The 18,576-nt window shown below is 57.6% G+C and carries 14 protein-coding genes, 1 tRNA gene and 1 pseudogene; 13 read left to right on the forward strand and 3 right to left on the reverse strand.

Annotated features, from left to right (window positions below):
• Nucleotides 1-99: 99 nt before the first annotated feature.
• From apaG to LJU29_RS24290, 7 genes are all read left to right on the forward strand, one after another.
• Complete coding sequence (gene apaG, locus LJU29_RS24260) at nucleotides 100-480, forward strand: Co2+/Mg2+ efflux facilitator ApaG/CorD (RefSeq protein WP_057422416.1); 381 nt, start codon at nucleotides 100-102, stop codon at nucleotides 478-480.
• Nucleotides 480-1,376, forward strand: coding sequence for a symmetrical bis(5'-nucleosyl)-tetraphosphatase (locus tag LJU29_RS24265; RefSeq protein ID WP_257111280.1), 897 nt, complete (start codon nucleotides 480-482; stop codon nucleotides 1,374-1,376). Before apaG ends, LJU29_RS24265 begins: the two co-directional genes overlap by 1 nt.
• Nucleotides 1,373-1,693 carry a thiosulfate sulfurtransferase GlpE gene (gene glpE, locus LJU29_RS24270; protein WP_257111281.1) on the forward strand — a complete coding sequence of 107 codons (321 nt, stop codon included), beginning with the start codon at nucleotides 1,373-1,375 and terminating at the stop codon, nucleotides 1,691-1,693. Before LJU29_RS24265 ends, glpE begins: the two co-directional genes overlap by 4 nt.
• A 284-nt stretch (nucleotides 1,694-1,977) precedes the next feature.
• Nucleotides 1,978-3,900 carry a PrkA family serine protein kinase gene (locus tag LJU29_RS24275; protein WP_002551885.1) on the forward strand — a complete coding sequence of 641 codons (1,923 nt, stop codon included), beginning with the start codon at nucleotides 1,978-1,980 and terminating at the stop codon, nucleotides 3,898-3,900.
• A 121-nt stretch (nucleotides 3,901-4,021) separates the two neighbouring features.
• Nucleotides 4,022-5,293 (forward strand): YeaH/YhbH family protein, encoded by a 1,272-nt coding sequence (locus LJU29_RS24280; RefSeq protein ID WP_005757952.1) that lies wholly within the window; start codon nucleotides 4,022-4,024, stop codon nucleotides 5,291-5,293.
• Nucleotides 5,290-6,852 carry a SpoVR family protein gene (locus LJU29_RS24285; RefSeq protein ID WP_002551883.1) on the forward strand — a complete coding sequence of 521 codons (1,563 nt, stop codon included), beginning with the start codon at nucleotides 5,290-5,292 and terminating at the stop codon, nucleotides 6,850-6,852. Before LJU29_RS24280 ends, LJU29_RS24285 begins: the two co-directional genes overlap by 4 nt.
• 97 nt (nucleotides 6,853-6,949) lie before the next feature.
• The gene (locus LJU29_RS24290; protein WP_257111282.1) at nucleotides 6,950-8,179 is read left to right on the forward strand and encodes a multifunctional CCA addition/repair protein; all 1,230 of its coding nucleotides are present in this window, start codon (nucleotides 6,950-6,952) and stop codon (nucleotides 8,177-8,179) included.
• Nucleotides 8,180-8,279: 100 nt separating this feature from the next.
• Here the strand turns inward: LJU29_RS24290 and folK are convergent, their stop codons facing one another.
• The gene (gene folK, locus LJU29_RS24295; RefSeq protein ID WP_005744007.1) at nucleotides 8,280-8,804 is read right to left on the reverse strand and encodes a 2-amino-4-hydroxy-6-hydroxymethyldihydropteridine diphosphokinase; all 525 of its coding nucleotides are present in this window, start codon (nucleotides 8,802-8,804) and stop codon (nucleotides 8,280-8,282) included.
• Nucleotides 8,795-9,148 (reverse strand): dihydroneopterin aldolase, encoded by a 354-nt coding sequence (gene folB, locus LJU29_RS24300; RefSeq protein WP_002551880.1) that lies wholly within the window; start codon nucleotides 9,146-9,148, stop codon nucleotides 8,795-8,797. Before folB ends, folK begins: the two co-directional genes overlap by 10 nt.
• A 74-nt stretch (nucleotides 9,149-9,222) precedes the next feature.
• Here folB and plsY point away from each other — a divergent pair, with 74 nt between their 5' ends.
• Nucleotides 9,223-9,792, forward strand: a complete 570-nt coding sequence (plsY, locus tag LJU29_RS24305; protein WP_257111283.1) for a glycerol-3-phosphate 1-O-acyltransferase PlsY — start codon at nucleotides 9,223-9,225, stop codon at nucleotides 9,790-9,792.
• A 35-nt stretch (nucleotides 9,793-9,827) separates the two neighbouring features.
• On the opposite strand, the gene tsaD is transcribed toward plsY, so the two are convergent.
• Complete coding sequence (tsaD, locus tag LJU29_RS24310) at nucleotides 9,828-10,853, reverse strand: tRNA (adenosine(37)-N6)-threonylcarbamoyltransferase complex transferase subunit TsaD (protein WP_002551878.1); 1,026 nt, start codon at nucleotides 10,851-10,853, stop codon at nucleotides 9,828-9,830.
• 198 nt (nucleotides 10,854-11,051) lie between these two features.
• Between tsaD and rpsU the strand changes: the two genes are divergently transcribed.
• From rpsU to LJU29_RS24335, 5 genes and pseudogenes are all read left to right on the forward strand, one after another.
• On the forward strand, nucleotides 11,052-11,267 hold the full coding sequence (rpsU, locus tag LJU29_RS24315; RefSeq protein WP_002551877.1) for a 30S ribosomal protein S21: 216 nt from the start codon (nucleotides 11,052-11,054) through the stop codon (nucleotides 11,265-11,267).
• Between the two features lie 508 nt (nucleotides 11,268-11,775).
• Entirely contained in the window at nucleotides 11,776-13,731 is a 1,956-nt protein-coding gene (gene dnaG / locus LJU29_RS24320; RefSeq protein ID WP_257111284.1) for a DNA primase, read from the forward strand.
• Between the two features lie 67 nt (nucleotides 13,732-13,798).
• Nucleotides 13,799-15,649, forward strand: coding sequence for an RNA polymerase sigma factor RpoD (gene rpoD, locus LJU29_RS24325; RefSeq protein ID WP_002551876.1), 1,851 nt, complete (start codon nucleotides 13,799-13,801; stop codon nucleotides 15,647-15,649).
• A 277-nt stretch (nucleotides 15,650-15,926) separates the two neighbouring features.
• Nucleotides 15,927-18,403, forward strand: a pseudogene (locus LJU29_RS24330) (EAL domain-containing protein).
• Between the two features lie 15 nt (nucleotides 18,404-18,418).
• Nucleotides 18,419-18,495, forward strand: a tRNA-Ile gene (locus tag LJU29_RS24335).
• Nucleotides 18,496-18,576 lie beyond the last annotated feature (81 nt).

The following is an 18,576-nucleotide window of genomic DNA, read 5'->3' on the forward strand; positions in this document are numbered from 1 at the left end:
TAAACGGCACTGCCAGTCGTCATTTCCCGCTTACTTGTCCTAGACTTGTCTACCTGCCGCACACGCCCTTTTTTCGTTATGGATTTCAAGGCCTATTGCATGCCCGATTCTCGTTACCAGGTCGACGTCAGCGTCGTCACACGCTTTCTCTCGGAACAGTCGCAACCCGAGCAGAATCGCTTCGCTTTCGCCTATACCATCACCGTGCACAACAACGGTAAATTATCTGCCAGGCTGCTGTCGCGTCATTGGGTCATCACCGACGGCGACGGCCATGTCGAAGAGGTACGCGGCGAGGGCGTGGTCGGTCAGCAACCGTTGATCGAGGTCGGTAAAAGCCATACCTACAGCAGCGGTACGGTAATGACCACCCGCGTGGGCAATATGCAGGGTTCTTATCAGATGCTGGCTGAAGACGGTAAACGCTTTGATGCGGTCATAAAGCCCTTTCGTCTGGCCGTCCCGGGTTCGCTGCACTGATGGCGGTGTACGCCGTTGGTGACCTGCAAGGTTGCCTTGAACCTCTGCAATGCCTGCTCGAGCACGTCCACTTCAACCCCGAGCATGATCGACTCTGGCTGGTGGGCGACTTGGTCAATCGTGGCCCGCAATCGCTGGAAACACTTCGCTACCTGTACGGCCTCCGTGAATCGCTGGTGTGCGTGCTGGGCAATCATGACCTGCACCTGCTTGCGGTCGCCCGTAAACACGAACTGCTCAAAAAAGGCGACACGCTGCGCGAAATCCTTGAAGCGCCGGACCGTGACGAATTGCTCGGCTGGGTGCGTCGGCAAAAGCTGATGCACTACGATGCAGAACGCAACGTTGCCATGGTGCATGCGGGTATCGCGCCGCAGTGGTCGTTGAAAAAGGCCTTGAAGCACGCAGCCAAAGTCGAGCAGGCACTTCAGGAAGACCAGCTATATGGCGCTTTTCTCGACGGCATGTACGGCAACGAGCCGGCCAAGTGGGACAACGACCTGCAAGGCGTCACGCGTTTGCGGGTCATTACCAACTACTTCACCCGTATGCGCTTCTGCACCAGCGATGGCAAGCTCGACCTGAAGAGCAAGGAAGGCGTTGAAACCGCCATACCTGGCTATGCGCCCTGGTTCAGCCACCCGAAACGCAAGACCCGTGAGCTGAAAATCATTTTTGGCCACTGGGCGGCGCTTGAGGGTCGCTGCGACGAGCCGGGCGTCTTTGCCCTCGACAGTGGATGTGTCTGGGGAGGTTCGATGACGCTGCTCAACGTTGATACCCTTGAACGTCACCAGTGCAATTGCGATGCTGTCGGCCATGCCGCCAACGGGCTTGTTACAAGCGCACAGGCCGGCACCGCCACTAACCCCAAGGCTCAGGAGCCCAGGCAATGACCGAATTCAAACGTATTCCACCTGAAGAGGCACAGGCGCTGCGCGAGCAAGGCGCAGTGCTGGTCGATGTTCGTGATGCGCAGACCTTTCAAAGCAATCACATTCCTGACTCCGTGCATCTGGACAATCACTCGATTGCCGACTTCATCGCCAAGGCCGATCTGGACAAGCCGCTAGTCGTTGTCTGCTACCACGGCAACTCCAGCCAGAGCGCCGCAGCCTATCTGGTCGGCCAGGGTTTCTCCGATGTGTACAGCGTCGACGGTGGTTTCGAGCTGTGGCGCGCCACTTACCCTGACGAAACCGTGCAAGGCTGATAAAAAATATTTTTATGACAGCTGATCCCGCGTTCTACGCGGGCTCGCGAGCCATCTGACGAACGGTCAGCCCGTCTTCTCGCGCATCCCTTCTTTATCTTTCCGAATCCGAACTATCCTTAGCCTAGGCCATCCGTATTCAGGGGAGAGCCGGTACACCGGCGCGTGGGTCATCGGTAGTTACTTTTAAGGTGTTCTGGGGGGAAACAGCAGCCGCATCGCGGTCGCTGCCAGCATCGACTGACGATCCGCCGCCGGCTCCACGTATCGAGCGAGGTGACGTCATGAGTATATTCAGCCACTTCCAACAACGCTTCGAAAGCACACGGCAAGAAGAGCTCTCGCTACAGGAGTATCTGGAGCTCTGCAAACAGGACCGCAGCGCCTATGCCTCTGCCGCAGAACGTCTTCTGCTGGCCATTGGCGAGCCCGAACTGGTGGATACCTCTACCAACTCCAGGCTCTCGCGAATATTCTCCAACAAGGTGATACGCCGCTATCCAGCCTTTGCCGACTTCCACGGGATGGAAGAATGCATCGACCAGATTGTTTCGTATTTCCGCCATGCCGCCCAAGGCCTGGAAGAGAAGAAGCAAATCCTTTACCTGCTCGGCCCGGTTGGCGGCGGTAAGTCGTCCCTGGCTGAAAAGCTCAAGCAACTGATCGAAAGAGTCCCGTTCTACGCCATCAAGGGCTCGCCAGTCTTCGAGTCGCCTCTGGGCCTGTTCAACGCCACTGAGGACGGCGCGATTCTGGAAGAAGACTTCGGAATTCCGCGACGCTACCTGAGCACTATCATGTCGCCGTGGGCGACCAAGCGCCTGGCCGAGTTCGGTGGCGACATCAGCCAGTTCAAGGTTGTGAAGCTCTACCCTTCGATTCTCAACCAGATCGCCGTAGCGAAAACCGAGCCCGGCGACGAAAACAACCAGGATATTTCCGCGCTGGTCGGCAAGGTCGATATTCGCAAACTGGAAGAATTCCCACAGAACGACGCCGACGCGTACAGCTACTCGGGCGCACTGTGCCGGGCCAACCAGGGCCTGATGGAATTCGTCGAGATGTTCAAGGCACCGATCAAGGTCCTTCACCCGCTGCTAACCGCGACCCAGGAGGGTAACTACAACAGCACCGAGGGGCTGGGAGCCATCCCGTTCACCGGTATTCTGCTGGCGCACTCCAACGAATCGGAATGGCACAGCTTCCGCAACAACAAGAACAACGAAGCCTTCATCGATCGTATCTACATCGTGAAGGTGCCGTACTGCCTGCGTGTCAGCGACGAGATCAAGATTTACGACAAACTGCTGTTCAACAGCTCGCTGTCCAAAGCGCATTGCGCACCTGACACCTTGAAGATGCTCGCACAATTCACCACGCTGTCGCGCCTCAAAGAGCCGGACAACTCCAACATCTACTCCAAGATGCGCGTGTATGACGGCGAAAACCTGAAAGATACCGACCCCAAAGCCAAGTCGATCCAGGAATACCGCGACAGTGCGGGCGTCGACGAAGGCATGAACGGTCTCTCTACCCGCTTCGCGTTCAAGATTCTGTCCAAGGTCTTCAACTTTGATCCACACGAAATTGCTGCCAACCCGGTGCACTTGCTGTACGTACTGGAACAGCAGATCGAACAGGAGCAATTTCCGGCCGAAACGCGTGAACGCTACCTGCGTTTCATCAAGGAATACCTGGCACCCCGCTACATCGAGTTCATCGGCAAGGAAATCCAGACGGCGTACCTGGAATCCTACAGCGAGTACGGTCAGAACATTTTCGACCGCTACGTGCTGTATGCAGACTTCTGGATTCAGGATCAGGAATACCGCGATCCGGAAACCGGCGAGATTCTCAATCGCGTGGCCTTGAACGAGGAGCTGGAAAAGATCGAGAAACCGGCCGGCATCAGCAACCCGAAAGACTTCCGCAACGAAATCGTCAACTTCGTGCTGCGTGCCCGCGCCAATAACAACGGCAAGAATCCGACCTGGCTCAGCTACGAGAAGCTGCGCGTGGTGATCGAGAAGAAAATGTTCTCCAACACCGAGGACCTATTGCCCGTCATCAGCTTCAATGCCAAGGCCAGCAAGGAGGATCAGCAGAAGCACAACGACTTCGTCACACGAATGGTCGAGAGGGGCTACACGGACAAGCAGGTACGTCTGCTGTCCGAATGGTATCTGCGCGTGCGGAAATCGCAATAAAGCAGCTGCAAGCTTCAAGCTATCAGCTGCAAGCGAAAAGCGATCGAGGCCCGGCTTCGGGATCGATGGCGCGCTCGCTTGCAGCTTGAAGCTTACAACTTGAAGCTCCTCGGAGGAGCCTATGAGCTATGTGATCGACCGACGTCTCAACGGCAAGAACAAGAGCACGGTAAACCGGCAGCGGTTTCTGCGGCGTTACCGTGACCACATTAAAAAGGCAGTGGAGGAAGCGGTCAGCCGGCGCTCCATTACCGACATGGAACACGGTGAGCAGATCAGCATTCCCGGACGCGACATCGACGAACCGGTGTTGCATCACGGTCGTGGCGGCAAACAGACCGTTGTTCATCCAGGCAACAAGGAGTTCACCACAGGCGAGCACATCGCCCGCCCTCAAGGCGGCGGTGGCGGCAAAGGGCCTGGCAAGGCAGGCAACTCCGGCGAAGGCATGGATGAGTTCTCGTTTCAGATTACTCAGGAAGAGTTCCTTGAATTCATGTTCGAAGACCTAGAGCTGCCGAACCTGGTCAAGCGCAACCTGACCGGTACCGACACCTTCAAGACCGTGCGCGCGGGTATCAGCAACGAAGGCAACCCTTCACGTATCAACATCATCCGCACCCTGCGCTCGGCGCATGCGCGACGCATTGCGCTGTCCGGCAGCAGCCGGGCAAAACTCAAAGAGGCAACTGTCGAGCTTGAGCGTATGAAGCGCGAAGAGCCCGACAACTTCGGCGATATTCAGGAACTGGAAGTAGAAATCGATCGACTGAAAGCACGTATTCGTCGCGTACCGTACCTCGACACGTTCGACCTTAAGTACAACCTGTTGGTCAAACAACCCAACCCCAGCTCCAAAGCGGTCATGTTTTGCCTGATGGACGTCTCCGGATCCATGACCCAGGCGACCAAAGACATCGCCAAGCGCTTCTTCATCCTGCTGTACCTGTTTCTCAAGCGTAATTACGACAAGATCGACGTTGTGTTCATTCGCCACCACACCAGCGCCCGTGAAGTGGATGAAGAAGAGTTCTTCTATTCCCGGGAAACGGGCGGCACCATCGTTTCCAGCGCCTTGAAACTGATGCAGGAAATCATGGCCGCACGCTACCCGAGCAGCGACTGGAATATTTACGCGGCACAGGCCTCGGACGGAGACAACTGGAACGACGACTCGCCCATTTGCCGGGAAATCCTGACCAAACAGATCATGCCCTTCGTGCAGTACTACACGTACGTGGAAATCACGCCGCGTGAGCACCAGGCCTTGTGGTACGAATACGAGCGCATCGGTGAAGACTATGCCGACACGTTCGCCCAGCAGCAGCTGGTCTCTGCCGGTGATATTTATCCGGTATTCCGCGAACTCTTCCAGCGAAGGTTAGTGTCATGACCGCCAGAGAGCAGAAGCGCCAACCCCTTTCCACGGGGTCAGAGTGGACATTTGAACTGATCCGGGCCTACGACCGTGAGATCGGCAGAATTGCCGAGCGGTATGCTCTGGACACCTATCCCAACCAGATTGAGGTGATCACTGCCGAACAGATGATGGATGCCTACGCCTCGGTGGGCATGCCCTTGGGCTACCATCACTGGTCATACGGCAAACACTTCCTCAGCACTGAAAAATCCTATTCGCGTGGCCAGATGGGGCTGGCGTACGAGATTGTGATCAACTCGGACCCTTGCATTGCCTACCTGATGGAAGAAAACACCATCTGCATGCAGGCACTGGTCGTTGCGCACGCCTGCTATGGCCACAACAGCTTCTTCAAGGGCAATTACCTGTTCCGCACCTGGACCGACGCCAGCTCGATCATTGATTATCTGGTGTTCGCCAAGCAGTACATCATGCAATGCGAGGAGCGGCATGGCATCGACGCCGTGGAAGATTTGCTCGACTCGTGCCACGCGTTGATGAACTACGGCGTGGACCGCTACAAGCGTCCGTATCCGATTTCCGCTGAAGAGGAACGGCGGCGTCAGAAGGATAGGGAAGAACATCTTCAGCGCCAGATCAACGATCTTTGGCGCACTATTCCGAAGAACGCCGAAAAAAACAGCAAAGAGGACAACGCACGCTTTCCTGCCGAGCCGCAGGAAAACATTCTCTATTTCATCGAGAAACACGCGCCGCTGCTGGAGCCCTGGCAGCGCGAAGTGGTGCGCATTGTGCGTAAGATCGCGCAGTACTTTTATCCACAGCGCCAGACCCAGGTAATGAACGAAGGCTGGGCAACGTTCTGGCATTACACGCTGATGAACGACCTGTACGACGAAGGGCTGGTCACCGACGGCTTCATGATGGAGTTTCTGCAGTCGCACACCAGCGTGATTTTCCAGCCCGGTTTTGACAGCCCCTACTACAGCGGCATCAATCCCTACGCGCTGGGCTTTGCCATGTATCAGGACATACGCCGGATGTGCGAAAACCCTACCGATGAGGACCGGCAGTGGTTTCCGGAAATTGCCGGCACCGACTGGCTGACGGCGATCAAGTTTGCGATGACCAGCTTCAAGGACGAGAGCTTCATTCTCCAATACTTGTCGCCCAAGGTGATTCGCGACCTCAAGCTGTTCAGCATCATGGACGACGACCAGCAGGAAGACCTGCTGGTGCCTGCCATTCATGATGAAAACGGTTATCGGACCATTCGCGAGATCCTCGCTGCGCAATACAACCTGGGCAATCGGGAGCCCAACGTGCAGATCTACAGCATCGACCGCCGAGGCGATCGCTCGCTGACCCTGCGCCACCAACAGCACAACCGAAAACCGCTGGGCGATTCGACTGACGAGGTGCTCAAGCACCTGCACCGGCTGTGGGGCTTTGATATCCATCTCGAAACCTTGCAGGGCGATCAGGTGGTCAAGACCCATCACGTACCTCCAAAAGGCGAGCATGCCGACAGTGAGTATCCCCGGCTTGATATGGCGGTCGTCCACCTTTAGGCGTTAGGGAAAAGGCTGTTTAAACGGCTGCTCATGCAGCTTTAGCCTCCGCAAGCACGGCACAAGGTTTATCCTGTCGCGCTTACGGAGGCTTTTTATGCAGATTTATAAAGTGGGCGGTGCTGTACGCGACCGCCTCCTGGGTCAACCTGTCACTGATATCGATTGGGTCGTGGTCGGCGCGAGCACTGAGGACATGCTGGTCAAGGGCTATCGCCCGGTCGGCACAGACTTCCCGGTGTTTCTGCACCCGCTGACCAATGAGGAATACGCGCTGGCGCGCACCGAGCGCAAAAGCGGCGTGGGCTATGGAGGCTTTGTTTTTCATGCAAGCCCCGAGGTAACGCTTGAGCAGGACCTGATTCGGCGCGACCTGACGATCAATGCCATAGCCGAAGACAAGGACGGAAACCTGACCGACCCGTATAACGGTCAGAAAGACCTTGAAGCGCGAATATTGCGCCACGTTTCGCCCGCATTCGCCGAAGATCCGCTTAGGGTCTTGCGCGTGGCCCGGTTCGCAGCGCGCTACGCACGTTACGGTTTCACCATCGCACCCGAGACCTTGGGACTGATGCGCCAGCTCAGTGAATCCGGCGAACTCAAGGCGCTGACCGCCGAGCGAAGCTGGAAGGAAATCTCACGCGCGCTCATGGAAGAGCAGCCTCAGGTGTTCATCCAGGTACTGCACGACTGCGGCGCGCTCAAGGAACTGATGCCTGAGGTCGAGGCATTGTTTGGTGTACCGCAACCCGCTGCACATCACCCGGAAATAGACACCGGCGTACATGTCCTCAGCGTGCTTGAGCAATCTGCGATTCACAAACACCCGCTGACCGTACGCTGGGCCTGCCTGCTGCACGATCTGGGCAAGGGGCTGACGCCGGAAGCCGAATGGCCCAGGCACATCGCCCATGAACATACCGGCCTGCGCCTGATTAAAGCGGCCAACGAGCGTTTTCGGGTGCCCAGGGAATGTCAGGAACTGGCACTGCTGGTCGGCCAGTACCACACCCACGGCCATCGGGCGCTGGAACTGAAACCCTCGACTTTGCTGGAGCTGCTGCAAAGTTTCGACGTCTACCGCCGCCCGCAGCGTTTTGAAGAGTTCATTGCGGCGTGCGAGATGGACGCGCGAGGACGTCACGGCTTCGAACAACGCAGTTATCCACAGGCTGATTACCTGCGCGGTGCAGCACAGGCCGCTCGAACGGTGTCAGTACAGCCGCTGCTGGAGAAGGGCTTCAAGGGCAAGGAACTGGGCGACGCGCTAAAGAACGAACGCCTCAAGGCGCTGAAAATCTATAAGGCGGAGCACGTCGCCTGACTCTAACTGACTACTAGCGCTCCCACGCTCCAGCGTGGGAGCGCAGCCCTGGACGCTCTGCGTCCGATCCTCAGCACCCGAGAACCACGAACCCACTCAGCTAGCTACGCAGCAGACTCTCAGGCGTAAGACCCATGCCGCGCCACTCAAACGCTACCGGCCAGAGCTGCTGATCGATCTGCGCGTCAGCCCAAAGCTTGCTGAAGGCAATCCCCACACCCGGATGCAGACGTTCAGGGGCAATCAATGCCAATGGGCACAGCACGAAGGCATTCTTCAGAATCTCCGCTCTGGGCAAAATCAGCCCGTCAAAATTGCCGACCTGCTCGCCATACAACAGCACATCGATATCCAGCGGCAGCCCTTTGCGATCCGGGGCATAGCGGCCATTGTCGGCCTCGATGAATTTCAGGCGGCGATCAAGCTCCATCAACGGCAGATCGGTCAACGCCGACACCACCAGATTGAAGAACGGCCCGCTCTTGATGCCCACCGCATGGCTTTCAAAAACCGGCGAGCAACTGAGGTCAGTCAAAAAGCCATCCAGCGCATCCAGCCCGGCATGCAGGTGACGTTCGCGCTCGATATTGCTCCCCAGGCCGAGGAAAATCCGCGTCAGCGACATCCGCGCTCGATCTCCACGCCCACACCGGCAGCGGCCGCTACGGCACCCGGCTTGGTCAGTTTCAGACGCAGCCAGGGAATATTGAATTCGCTCATCAGCACTTCAGCCAGCCGCTCAGCGAAGGTCTCTACCAACTGAAACTGAGCCTGCTCGGCGAAAGCCTGAATACGTGTCGAAACACTGGCGTAGTCGAGGGCCTTGCTCAGGTCGTCGCCTGCCGCTGCAGGGCGATTGTCCCAGGCGAAGCTGAGGTCCAGACGCAGGCACTGGCGAATGCCGCGCTCCCAGTCATAGGCGCCGATGACCGTATCAACCTCAAGGCCCTCGATGAAAACTCTGTCCAAGCACTACTCTCCACTGCACGACAAGGGCGCGATGCGCCGTTAGAATCAGGGCATCCTCGCCCGGAATGGTTAGCATGTTTTGGTTACTGGCCACCTTCGCCTACCTGCTTGGCTCGCTGTCCTTCGCCATTCTGCTCAGCCGCCTGAGCGGCAGGCCAGACCCGCGCGCCAGTGGCTCGGGCAATGCCGGTGCTACCAACATGCTGCGTCTGGCCGGAAAAAAACTGGCCATCCTGACCCTGCTTGGCGACCTCTGCAAAGGCCTGCTGCCAATCCTGATCGCCAGCGCCTGGAACCTGAACATCGCGCAACAGGGCTGGATCGGCGTCTGCGCAGTGCTGGGCCACCTGTTCCCAGTGTACTTTCGCTTCCGTGGTGGCAAAGGTGTCGCAACAGCCGCCGGCGTGCTGCTGGGGCTGTACCCGCCCGCAGCCGCCCTTGCCATAGCGGCCTGGTTGCTGACGTTCTACCTGACGCGTACCAGCTCGCTTGCCGCCCTGATTGCCACACCGCTGACCCTGCCATTACTGGCATGGCAAGAACCTCATGCGCTGTTGCCGATGAGCGTATTGACGCTGCTCATCGTCTGGCGCCATCGCGGCAATCTACGCGACCTGCTCGCCGGGCGCGAACGACATTTCTGAAGGGCAACCTGAAATCATCTCACCCTCGCCTGTCATCACAGCCCCGGCAACTGCTCCATGGGCCAACGCGCCTGCACGCTGATGCTCAAATCTTCCTTCTGCCCTGCCTGCAAACGCTGACAGCCCGCAAAGGCGATCATTGCGCCGTTATCGGTACAGAACTCGGGCCTTGCGTAGTAAACATTTCCGCGCAGGTCGCCGAGCATGCTTTCCAGCGAAGCCCGCAGCGCCTTATTCGCGCTGACGCCGCCCGCAATGACCAGGCTCTTGAGGCCAGTCTGTTTGAGCGCACGCTTGCACTTGATGGTCAAAGTCTCCACTACCGCCTGCTGGAACGCCAGAGCGATGTCGCAGCGGGTTTGCTCGCTGTCGTCTCCAGCGCCCTGACATTGCTGCCAGGTATTGAGCGCAGAAGTTTTCAAGCCGCTGAAACTGAATTCCAGCCCGGGGCGATCGGTCATTGGCCGGGGAAAGACAAAACGCCCCGCCACGCCCTGCATCGCCGCCTTGGAAATCTCCGGGCCGCCTGGGTACTGCATGCCCATCATTTTGGCGGTCTTGTCGAACGCCTCACCTGCCGCATCGTCCAGCGTCTCGCCCAGCAGTTCGTACTGACCGATGCCATCGACGCGCACCAGTTGCGTATGACCACCGGACACCAGCAAAGCGACGAACGGGAACTGCGGCGGGTTTTCTTCCAGCATCGGGGCCAGCAAATGGCCTTCCATGTGGTGAACACCCAACGCCGGGATATCCCAGGCGAATGCCAGCGCCTGAGCGCACGAGGCGCCGACCAGCAATGCACCTACCAGACCCGGTCCGGCCGTGTAGGCAATGGCGTCGATGTCAGTGGCCACGCAGTCCGCCTCGGCCAGTGTCTGGCGAATCAGCGGCAGCATGCGCTTGACGTGATCGCGCGAAGCCAGCTCCGGCACCACACCGCCATAGGCACGATGCAGGTCGATCTGGCTGAATAATGCGTCCGCGAGCAAACCGCGTTCGCTGTCGTACAACGCGACACCGGTTTCGTCGCAGGAGGTTTCTAATCCCAGTACTAGCATGGGGTTGCGCCTTGTAGGGGGCAGATTTGAAGGCGCGCATAATAGTCGTCGACCGAGGTGCCGACCAGCGGTTTTCGATCAGAGGCTTTGCATTCCTCTCAATGAGGGGTTAACATCCGCAACCCTTAAAAACCGACGTACTTTTGTGCAGTGTTTGCACTAAGCGTTGACCCCGGTAATGAATGAAGGTAGCTCTGGATGCCAGCCGTCAAAGTTAAAGAGAACGAACCCTTCGACGTAGCTCTGCGTCGTTTCAAGCGCTCCTGCGAAAAAGCCGGTGTTCTGGCTGAAGTTCGTAGCCGCGAATTTTACGAGAAGCCGACTTCGGAGCGTAAGCGCAAGGCAGCAGCTGCTGTCAAACGCCACGCCAAGAAAGTCCAGCGCGAACAGCGCCGCGCCGTTCGTCTGTATTAATTTACAGACCTTCGTCGCAAGCTTCTGCCTTGCCCGGCCAACCAGCCGGGCTGTCGGCAGTTCCAGCTTCGCTTTTTTGCGTTAACTGGATTGCGCGTAAGCTAGATTGATTGACCTCGTCCAGGCCGCCGATGCGACTCAGACATTCAATCAAGCACGTCCAGCCTGTTCACAGGCTACGTCGGACATGCCCACTCGGGCAGCAGACCGGTCGATGATAAGACGAGTATGCCTTGATGACTTCGCAAGAAGCTCAGCCAAGGCAGCGTCTTCCGTGCACCCAGGCTTATGTAACCGGGTTTTGTCACCCTCAGGTGGACACCCAGCGTGAAGCCTTATGACCTGCCCGCAGGCTCAAGTTTATTCCCCTTTCAGGCCCACACCGCCCATCGGATGCAAAGACGTGCCCGTTGATTGCCCACGTCTTCAAAAAGACGGCTGACAGGCTGACGGAACGCTCGTAGAGTCTCCCGATACTTTTGCACCACGCTTGAATGATGAGAACGCCATGGCCGGGCTGATTCCCCAGAGCTTTATCGACGACCTTCTGAACCGCACCGACATTGTCGATGTAGTCAGTTCGCGCTTGCAGCTCAAGAAAGCCGGGAAGAACTACACCGCCTGCTGCCCGTTCCACAAAGAGAAAACACCTTCTTTCAGCGTCAGCCCGGACAAACAGTTCTATTACTGCTTCGGTTGCGGCGCTGGCGGCAACGCGCTCGGCTTCATCATGGATCACGACAATCTGGATTTCCCCCAGGCTGTCGAAGACCTCGCCAAAGCAGCAGGCATGGAAGTGCCTCGCGAACAGGGCGTAAAAGGCCAGAAGCCCCGCCAGCCAACCGATTCCCCGCTCTACCCGCTGCTGACCGCCGCCGCCGAGTTCTATCGCCAGGCGTTGAAAAGCCATCCATCGCGCAAGGCAGCGGTGGATTACCTCAAAGGCCGCGGGCTGTCCGGTGAAATCGCCAGAGACTTTGGCCTGGGCTTTGCTCCGCCAGGCTGGGACAACCTGTACAAGCACCTGAGCAGCGACTCACTGCAGCAAAAGGTCATGATCGATGCCGGTTTGCTGATCGAGAACGCCGAAACCGGCAAACGCTATGATCGCTTCCGTGACCGGGTGATGTTTCCGATACGCGACTCGCGCGGACGCGTCATCGCCTTTGGCGGTCGCGTACTGGGTGATGACAAGCCCAAGTACCTGAACTCGCCGGAAACACCGGTTTTCCACAAGGGCCAGGAGCTGTACGGGCTGTTCGAAGCCCGCAAATTCAATCGCAACCTCGATGAAATCATCGTCGTTGAAGGCTACATGGACGTCATCGCCCTGGCGCAGCAAGGTTTGCGCAATGCCGTGGCCACGCTGGGTACCGCGACCAGCGAGGAGCATTTGAAACGACTGTTCCGGGTCGTGCCCAACGTGCTGTTCTGCTTCGACGGCGATCAGGCCGGGCGCAATGCCGCGTGGCGGGCACTGGAAGCCACCCTGTCGAACCTGCAGGACGGGCGTCGGGCGCGCTTTTTGTTTCTTCCCGAAGGCGAAGACCCGGACACGCTGGTGCGCTCCGAAGGCACCGACGCGTTCAAGGCGCGCATCAATCAGCACGCCCAGCCACTGGCCGATTATTTTTTCGAGCAACTGACCAAAGAGTCTGACCCACGCTCGCTGGAAGGCAAGGCGCACATGGCCACCCTCGCGGCGCCACTCATCGATAAAGTGCCTGGGGCGAACCTGCGCATTCTGATGCGCCAACGCCTGACCGAAATTACCGGGCTTACCGGCGAGGCCGTCAGTCAACTGGTACAGAGCGCGCCGGTGGATGCGCCACCGAGCTACGACCCCTATATCGATTACGACGCCATGCCTGACTTTGCCGATTACCAGCCTCAAGGCGGTTATGAGCCACAGCAGGAATGGACGCCAAAGAAAACCGGCGGTCAGAATCAAAAAAAATGGGACAACAAATCCTGGGGCAAAAAAGGCAAGCGTCAGGACTTCGAACCTCGAACGCCGCGTGTACCGACCGCTGTCGAGCCACCCATGCAGGCCGCACTGAGAACATTGCTGCATCACCCTGAACTGGCCGAAAAGGTCGAAAATGCCAGCCATTTCGCTGCAGAAGACCAATCTAACGCGCAACTGCTGGTCGCCCTTATCGAAGCCAGGCAAAAGAATCCCAACCTGCGGTCGTTACAGTTGATAGCGAGGTGGCACGGGACTGAACAGGGCCGTTTGCTGCGCGCTCTGGCAGAAAAGGAATGGCTGATTGAGGCCGACAACCTTGAACAACAGTTTTTCGACACTATAACTAGCTTATCCGCTCGCCAACGCGAGCGCAGTCTGGAACATCTGATCAGCAAGGCTCGTCAAACCGAGTTGAGCGCAGAAGAGAAAATTCAGCTTAGGGAACTGCTAAATCGCAATGTTCCCGCACAAACCCCGACCTCAACTGGCGCGTGAGGTCATAGCTCGGGTATAATCCTCGGCTTGTTTTTTGCCCGCCAAGACCTTCAGTGGATAGGGTGTTATGTCCGGAAAAGCGCAACAGCAATCTCGTATCAAAGAGTTGATCACCCTGGGTCGTGAGCAGAAGTATCTGACTTACGCAGAGGTCAACGACCACTTGCCTGAGGATATTTCAGATCCCGAGCAGGTGGAAGACATCATCCGCATGATCAACGACATGGGGATCCCGGTACACGAGAGTGCTCCGGATGCGGACGCCTTGATGCTGGCCGACGCCGATACCGACGAGGCAGCCGCAGAAGAAGCGGCTGCAGCGTTGGCAGCGGTCGAGACCGACATCGGGCGTACCACCGATCCCGTTCGTATGTACATGCGTGAAATGGGCACCGTTGAACTTCTGACCCGTGAAGGCGAAATCGAAATCGCCAAACGTATCGAAGAAGGCATCCGTGAAGTGATGGGCGCAATTGCGCACTTCCCTGGCACGGTTGACCATATTCTTTCCGAATACACACGTGTCACCAGCGAAGGCGGTCGCCTCTCCGATGTTCTGAGCGGCTATATCGACCCGGACGACGGCATTGCGCCGCCTGCCGAAGTACCTCCGCCTGTCGATCCCAAAGCCGTCAAGGCCGAAGGCACCGATGACGACGAGGAAGAATCGGCAGACGCCAGCGACGACGAAGACGAAGTCGAAAGCGGTCCCGATCCGGTCATCGCCCAGCAGCGCTTCGGTGCAGTTTCCGATCAAATGGAAATCACCCGCAAGGCGCTGAAGAAATTCGGTCGCGACGACAAGCACGCCATTGCCGAAATGGTTGCACTTGCCGAACTGTTCATGCCGATCAAACTGGTTCCAAAGCAGTTTGAAGGTCTGGTAGAGCGTGTGCGGGGTGCTCTTGAGCGTCTTCGTGCTCAGGAACGCGCCATCATGCAGCTGTGTGTACGTGATGCACGTATGCCGCGCGCCGACTTCCTTCGCCAGTTCCCGGGCAACGAAGTTGACGAAAGCTGGACTGACGCACTGGCCAAGGGCAAGAGCAAATACGCCGAAGCCATTGGTCGTCTGCAGCCTGACATCCAGCGTTGCCAGCAGAAGCTGTCGGCACTGGAAGAAGAGACCGGCCTGAAAATAGCCGAGATCAAGGACATCAACCGTCGCATGTCGATCGGTGAGGCCAAGGCCCGCCGCGCGAAGAAAGAGATGGTTGAAGCGAACTTGCGTCTGGTGATCTCCATCGCCAAGAAGTACACCAACCGTGGTCTGCAATTCCTCGATCTGATCCAGGAAGGCAACATCGGCTTGATGAAAGCTGTGGACAAGTTCGAATACCGTCGTGGCTACAAGTTCTCGACCTATGCCACCTGGTGGATCCGTCAGGCGATCACTCGCTCGATTGCCGACCAGGCCCGCACCATCCGTATTCCGGTGCACATGATCGAGACAATCAACAAGCTCAACCGTATTTCCCGGCAGATGCTGCAGGAAATGGGTCGCGAACCGACCCCGGAAGAGCTGGGCGAACGCATGGAAATGCCTGAGGACAAAATCCGCAAGGTATTGAAGATCGCAAAAGAGCCGATCTCCATGGAAACCCCGATCGGCGACGACGAAGATTCGCATCTGGGTGACTTCATCGAAGACTCGACCATGCAGTCGCCAATCGATGTCGCCACTGTTGAAAGCCTGAAAGAAGCGACACGCGAAGTGCTGTCGGGCCTTACCGCCCGTGAAGCAAAAGTTCTGCGCATGCGTTTCGGCATCGACATGAATACCGATCACACGCTTGAAGAGGTCGGTAAGCAGTTTGACGTTACCCGCGAGCGGATTCGTCAGATAGAAGCCAAGGCACTGCGCAAGCTGCGTCACCCGACAAGAAGCGAGCACCTGCGCTCGTTCCTCGACGAGTAATCGCACCAGCGAGTCAACAAAACCCCCGGCCTGCCGGGGGTTTTGCGTTTCCGGGAAAAAGAAATCCGGATTTGCAGGTCCAGTCGTCAATTGATCAAATCAAACAGAGGTCAGACGTCGGTCTAATTGCAGGCCATGGCGAATTGACCTACAACTATGTATCACACAGGACACAAGCGCTTGCCAGTCGAGCCTTGGCCAGTGATTGTTACAAATTCACGCCACAACAATATCAGCGATAGTCAGACACGGACGTAAGCCGCATATGCGTGAAGTAATAATCGACACCAATGACCGGGAAGCGTCGTGCCTGTCCGAGGGAAAATTCGCCTCGGTCTTCGCTCAGTGCCCGGACGCCATGATTATCGCAAGCCTTGCCGACGGGCATATCATGGATGCCAACGCGGCGTTCGTTGAACGGACCGGCCTCACCCTTGACGAAGTGATTGGGAAAACGCCCACCCAACTGGATTTGTGGGCAGTGCCAGGTATAGGCCCAAAAGTTTTGCAGCAACTGCAGACAGGCAACATTCATAATCTGGAGATACCCTTTCGGCGCAAGAACGGCGAAACCTTTTCCGGGCTCATGTCCGCTCAGCCTTTCGACCAGAGCTCGACGCCAGCCGTACTGGTGATAGTGCGTGATATCACCCAGCGCAAGCAGGCCCAGCAGCAACTTCAACTTTCCGAAGAAAAATTCGCCAAGGCGTTTCATGCCTCGCCTGACGGGCTGGCTATCACCCGCCAACAGGACGGAATGCTTTTAGAGGTGAACGAAGGTTTCTGCCGCATCACGGGGTATAGCGAAGCGTACTGCCTTGAGCACTCGACATTCGACCTGGGTGTCTGGTGGATCTGGGCGACCGCTCCAGGCTCATTGAGCAACTGAAGCGGCACGGATCCGTCCGGGACTTCAGGGCCCGGCTTCGTAATGTTGATGGCAGTATCAAACTGTGCGAACTGTCCTCGCACCCGATCGTCATCGCAGGCGACGACTGCCTGCTGACGATTGCACGGGATATAACCGAAAGCAGACAAATGCAGGAAAAACTGCACTTGGCTGCAACGGTGTTCGAGAGCACAGCCGAGGGCGTGCTCATTACCGACACCAACCAGCGCATCAATGCAGTCAACCGTGCCTTCACTGAGATCACCGGTTACAGCGAGAGCGAAGCCATCGGCCAGACGCCTCGCCTGCTCGCCTCAGGCCAGCATGACAGCGCGTTCTATGCCTCAATGTGGCATCAACTTGCAGCCGATGGCCACTGGCAGGGCGAGATCAGCAACCGACGCAAGAGCGGCGAGCTCTACCCAAGCTGGCTGACGATCAATGCAGTGCGCAACAAAGCCAACCTCACCACCCATTTCGTCGCCGTCTTCGCTGACATCTCCAGCCTCAAACACGCCCAGGCGCGCCTCGACTACCAGGCCCACCACGACCCACTCACCGGCCTGCCCAACCGAACCCTGTTCGAGAGTCGCCTTCAATCGGCATTACTGCACAGCGAAGAATCCGGCAGCCTTGGCGCAGTGCTGTTCCTCGATCTGGACCGCTTCAAACACATCAACGACAGCCTGGGCCATCCGGTCGGCGATCTGCTGCTCAAGGGCATCGCACACCGGCTCAAGGAGACCCTGCGCGATGTCGACACGGTCGCGCGCCTTGGTGGTGACGAGTTCATCGTTCTGTTACCTGGCCTGCTGCAGCCCAGCGACGCACAAGCCATTGCCAACAAACTGCTGGCCTGCTTCAACACGCCTTTTGAAGCTGGCGAACATGAGCTCTACATCAGCCCGAGCATTGGCAGCTGTGTTTTCCCGACTGACGGCACCGACGTAGCAACACTGGTCAAAAACGCCGACGCCGCTATGTACCGCTCCAAGGCCAAGGGCCGCAATCGGGTCGAAAGCTACACCTGCGACCTGACCACACAGGCCAGCGAACGTATTGCCCTTGAACAGGAATTGAGAAGAGCGCTAGACCGCAATCAGCTGTCCCTGGCCTACCAGCCCAAAATCAGCCTTCTGACCCACACGCTGATAGGCGCAGAAGCGCTGATCCGCTGGAACCACCCGACCTTCGGCGACGTGCCACCCGAACACTTCATACCGCTGGCCGAAGAAAACGGCATGATCCTGCAAATCGGCGAATGGGTGCTGGAGCAGGCCTGCCAACAGATGGGCAAATGGCGCAAAACCTGCCAGCCGTTCGGCCTAGTGTCAGTCAACCTTGCAGGCGCTCAACTGCGCCAGACGAACCTTGTCGAACACATCGAACAACTACTGGCCGACAACGGCCTGGAGCCAGGCTGCCTGCAACTGGAAATCACCGAAAACTTCATCATGAGCCAGACCCAGGAAGCGCTGGCAGTGCTGCACAAACTGAAGAAACTCGGCGTACAACTGACCATCGACGACTTCGGCACCGGCTATTCCTCCCTGAGCTACCTCAAACGCCTGCCGCTGGACATCCTCAAGATCGACCAGTCCTTCGTTCGCGGACTACCCGAGGACACCCACGACGCCGCCATCGTCCGCGCCATCATCGCCCTTGGGCGCAGCATGCAACTGACCGTGATAGCAGAAGGCGTAGAGAACAGCGAACAGCAGCAATTCCTGACCCGCGAGGGCTGCGAACAAATCCAGGGCTACATCATCAGCCTGCCCCTTCAACCCGAAGAATTCAGCGCGAGATTTCTTCTTATGAATCTTTCGGACGTTTCGGATAGCACAGCCGCGAAACCGCCGTTATAATCCGCGGCCTACTGAGGTCCCATAGCTCAGTTGGTTAGAGCAGAGGACTCATAATCCTTTGGTCCACGGTTCGAGTCCGTGTGGGCCCACCACCTTTGAAAGCCGCGCATTGCGCGGCTTTCGCGTTTCTGGGTGGTTCTACACTAATACAGTCCTATGGTCCAAAGGTACAA

The organism is Pseudomonas ficuserectae (genome assembly GCF_024584585.1).
Classification (GTDB): domain Bacteria; phylum Pseudomonadota; class Gammaproteobacteria; order Pseudomonadales; family Pseudomonadaceae; genus Aquipseudomonas; species Aquipseudomonas amygdali.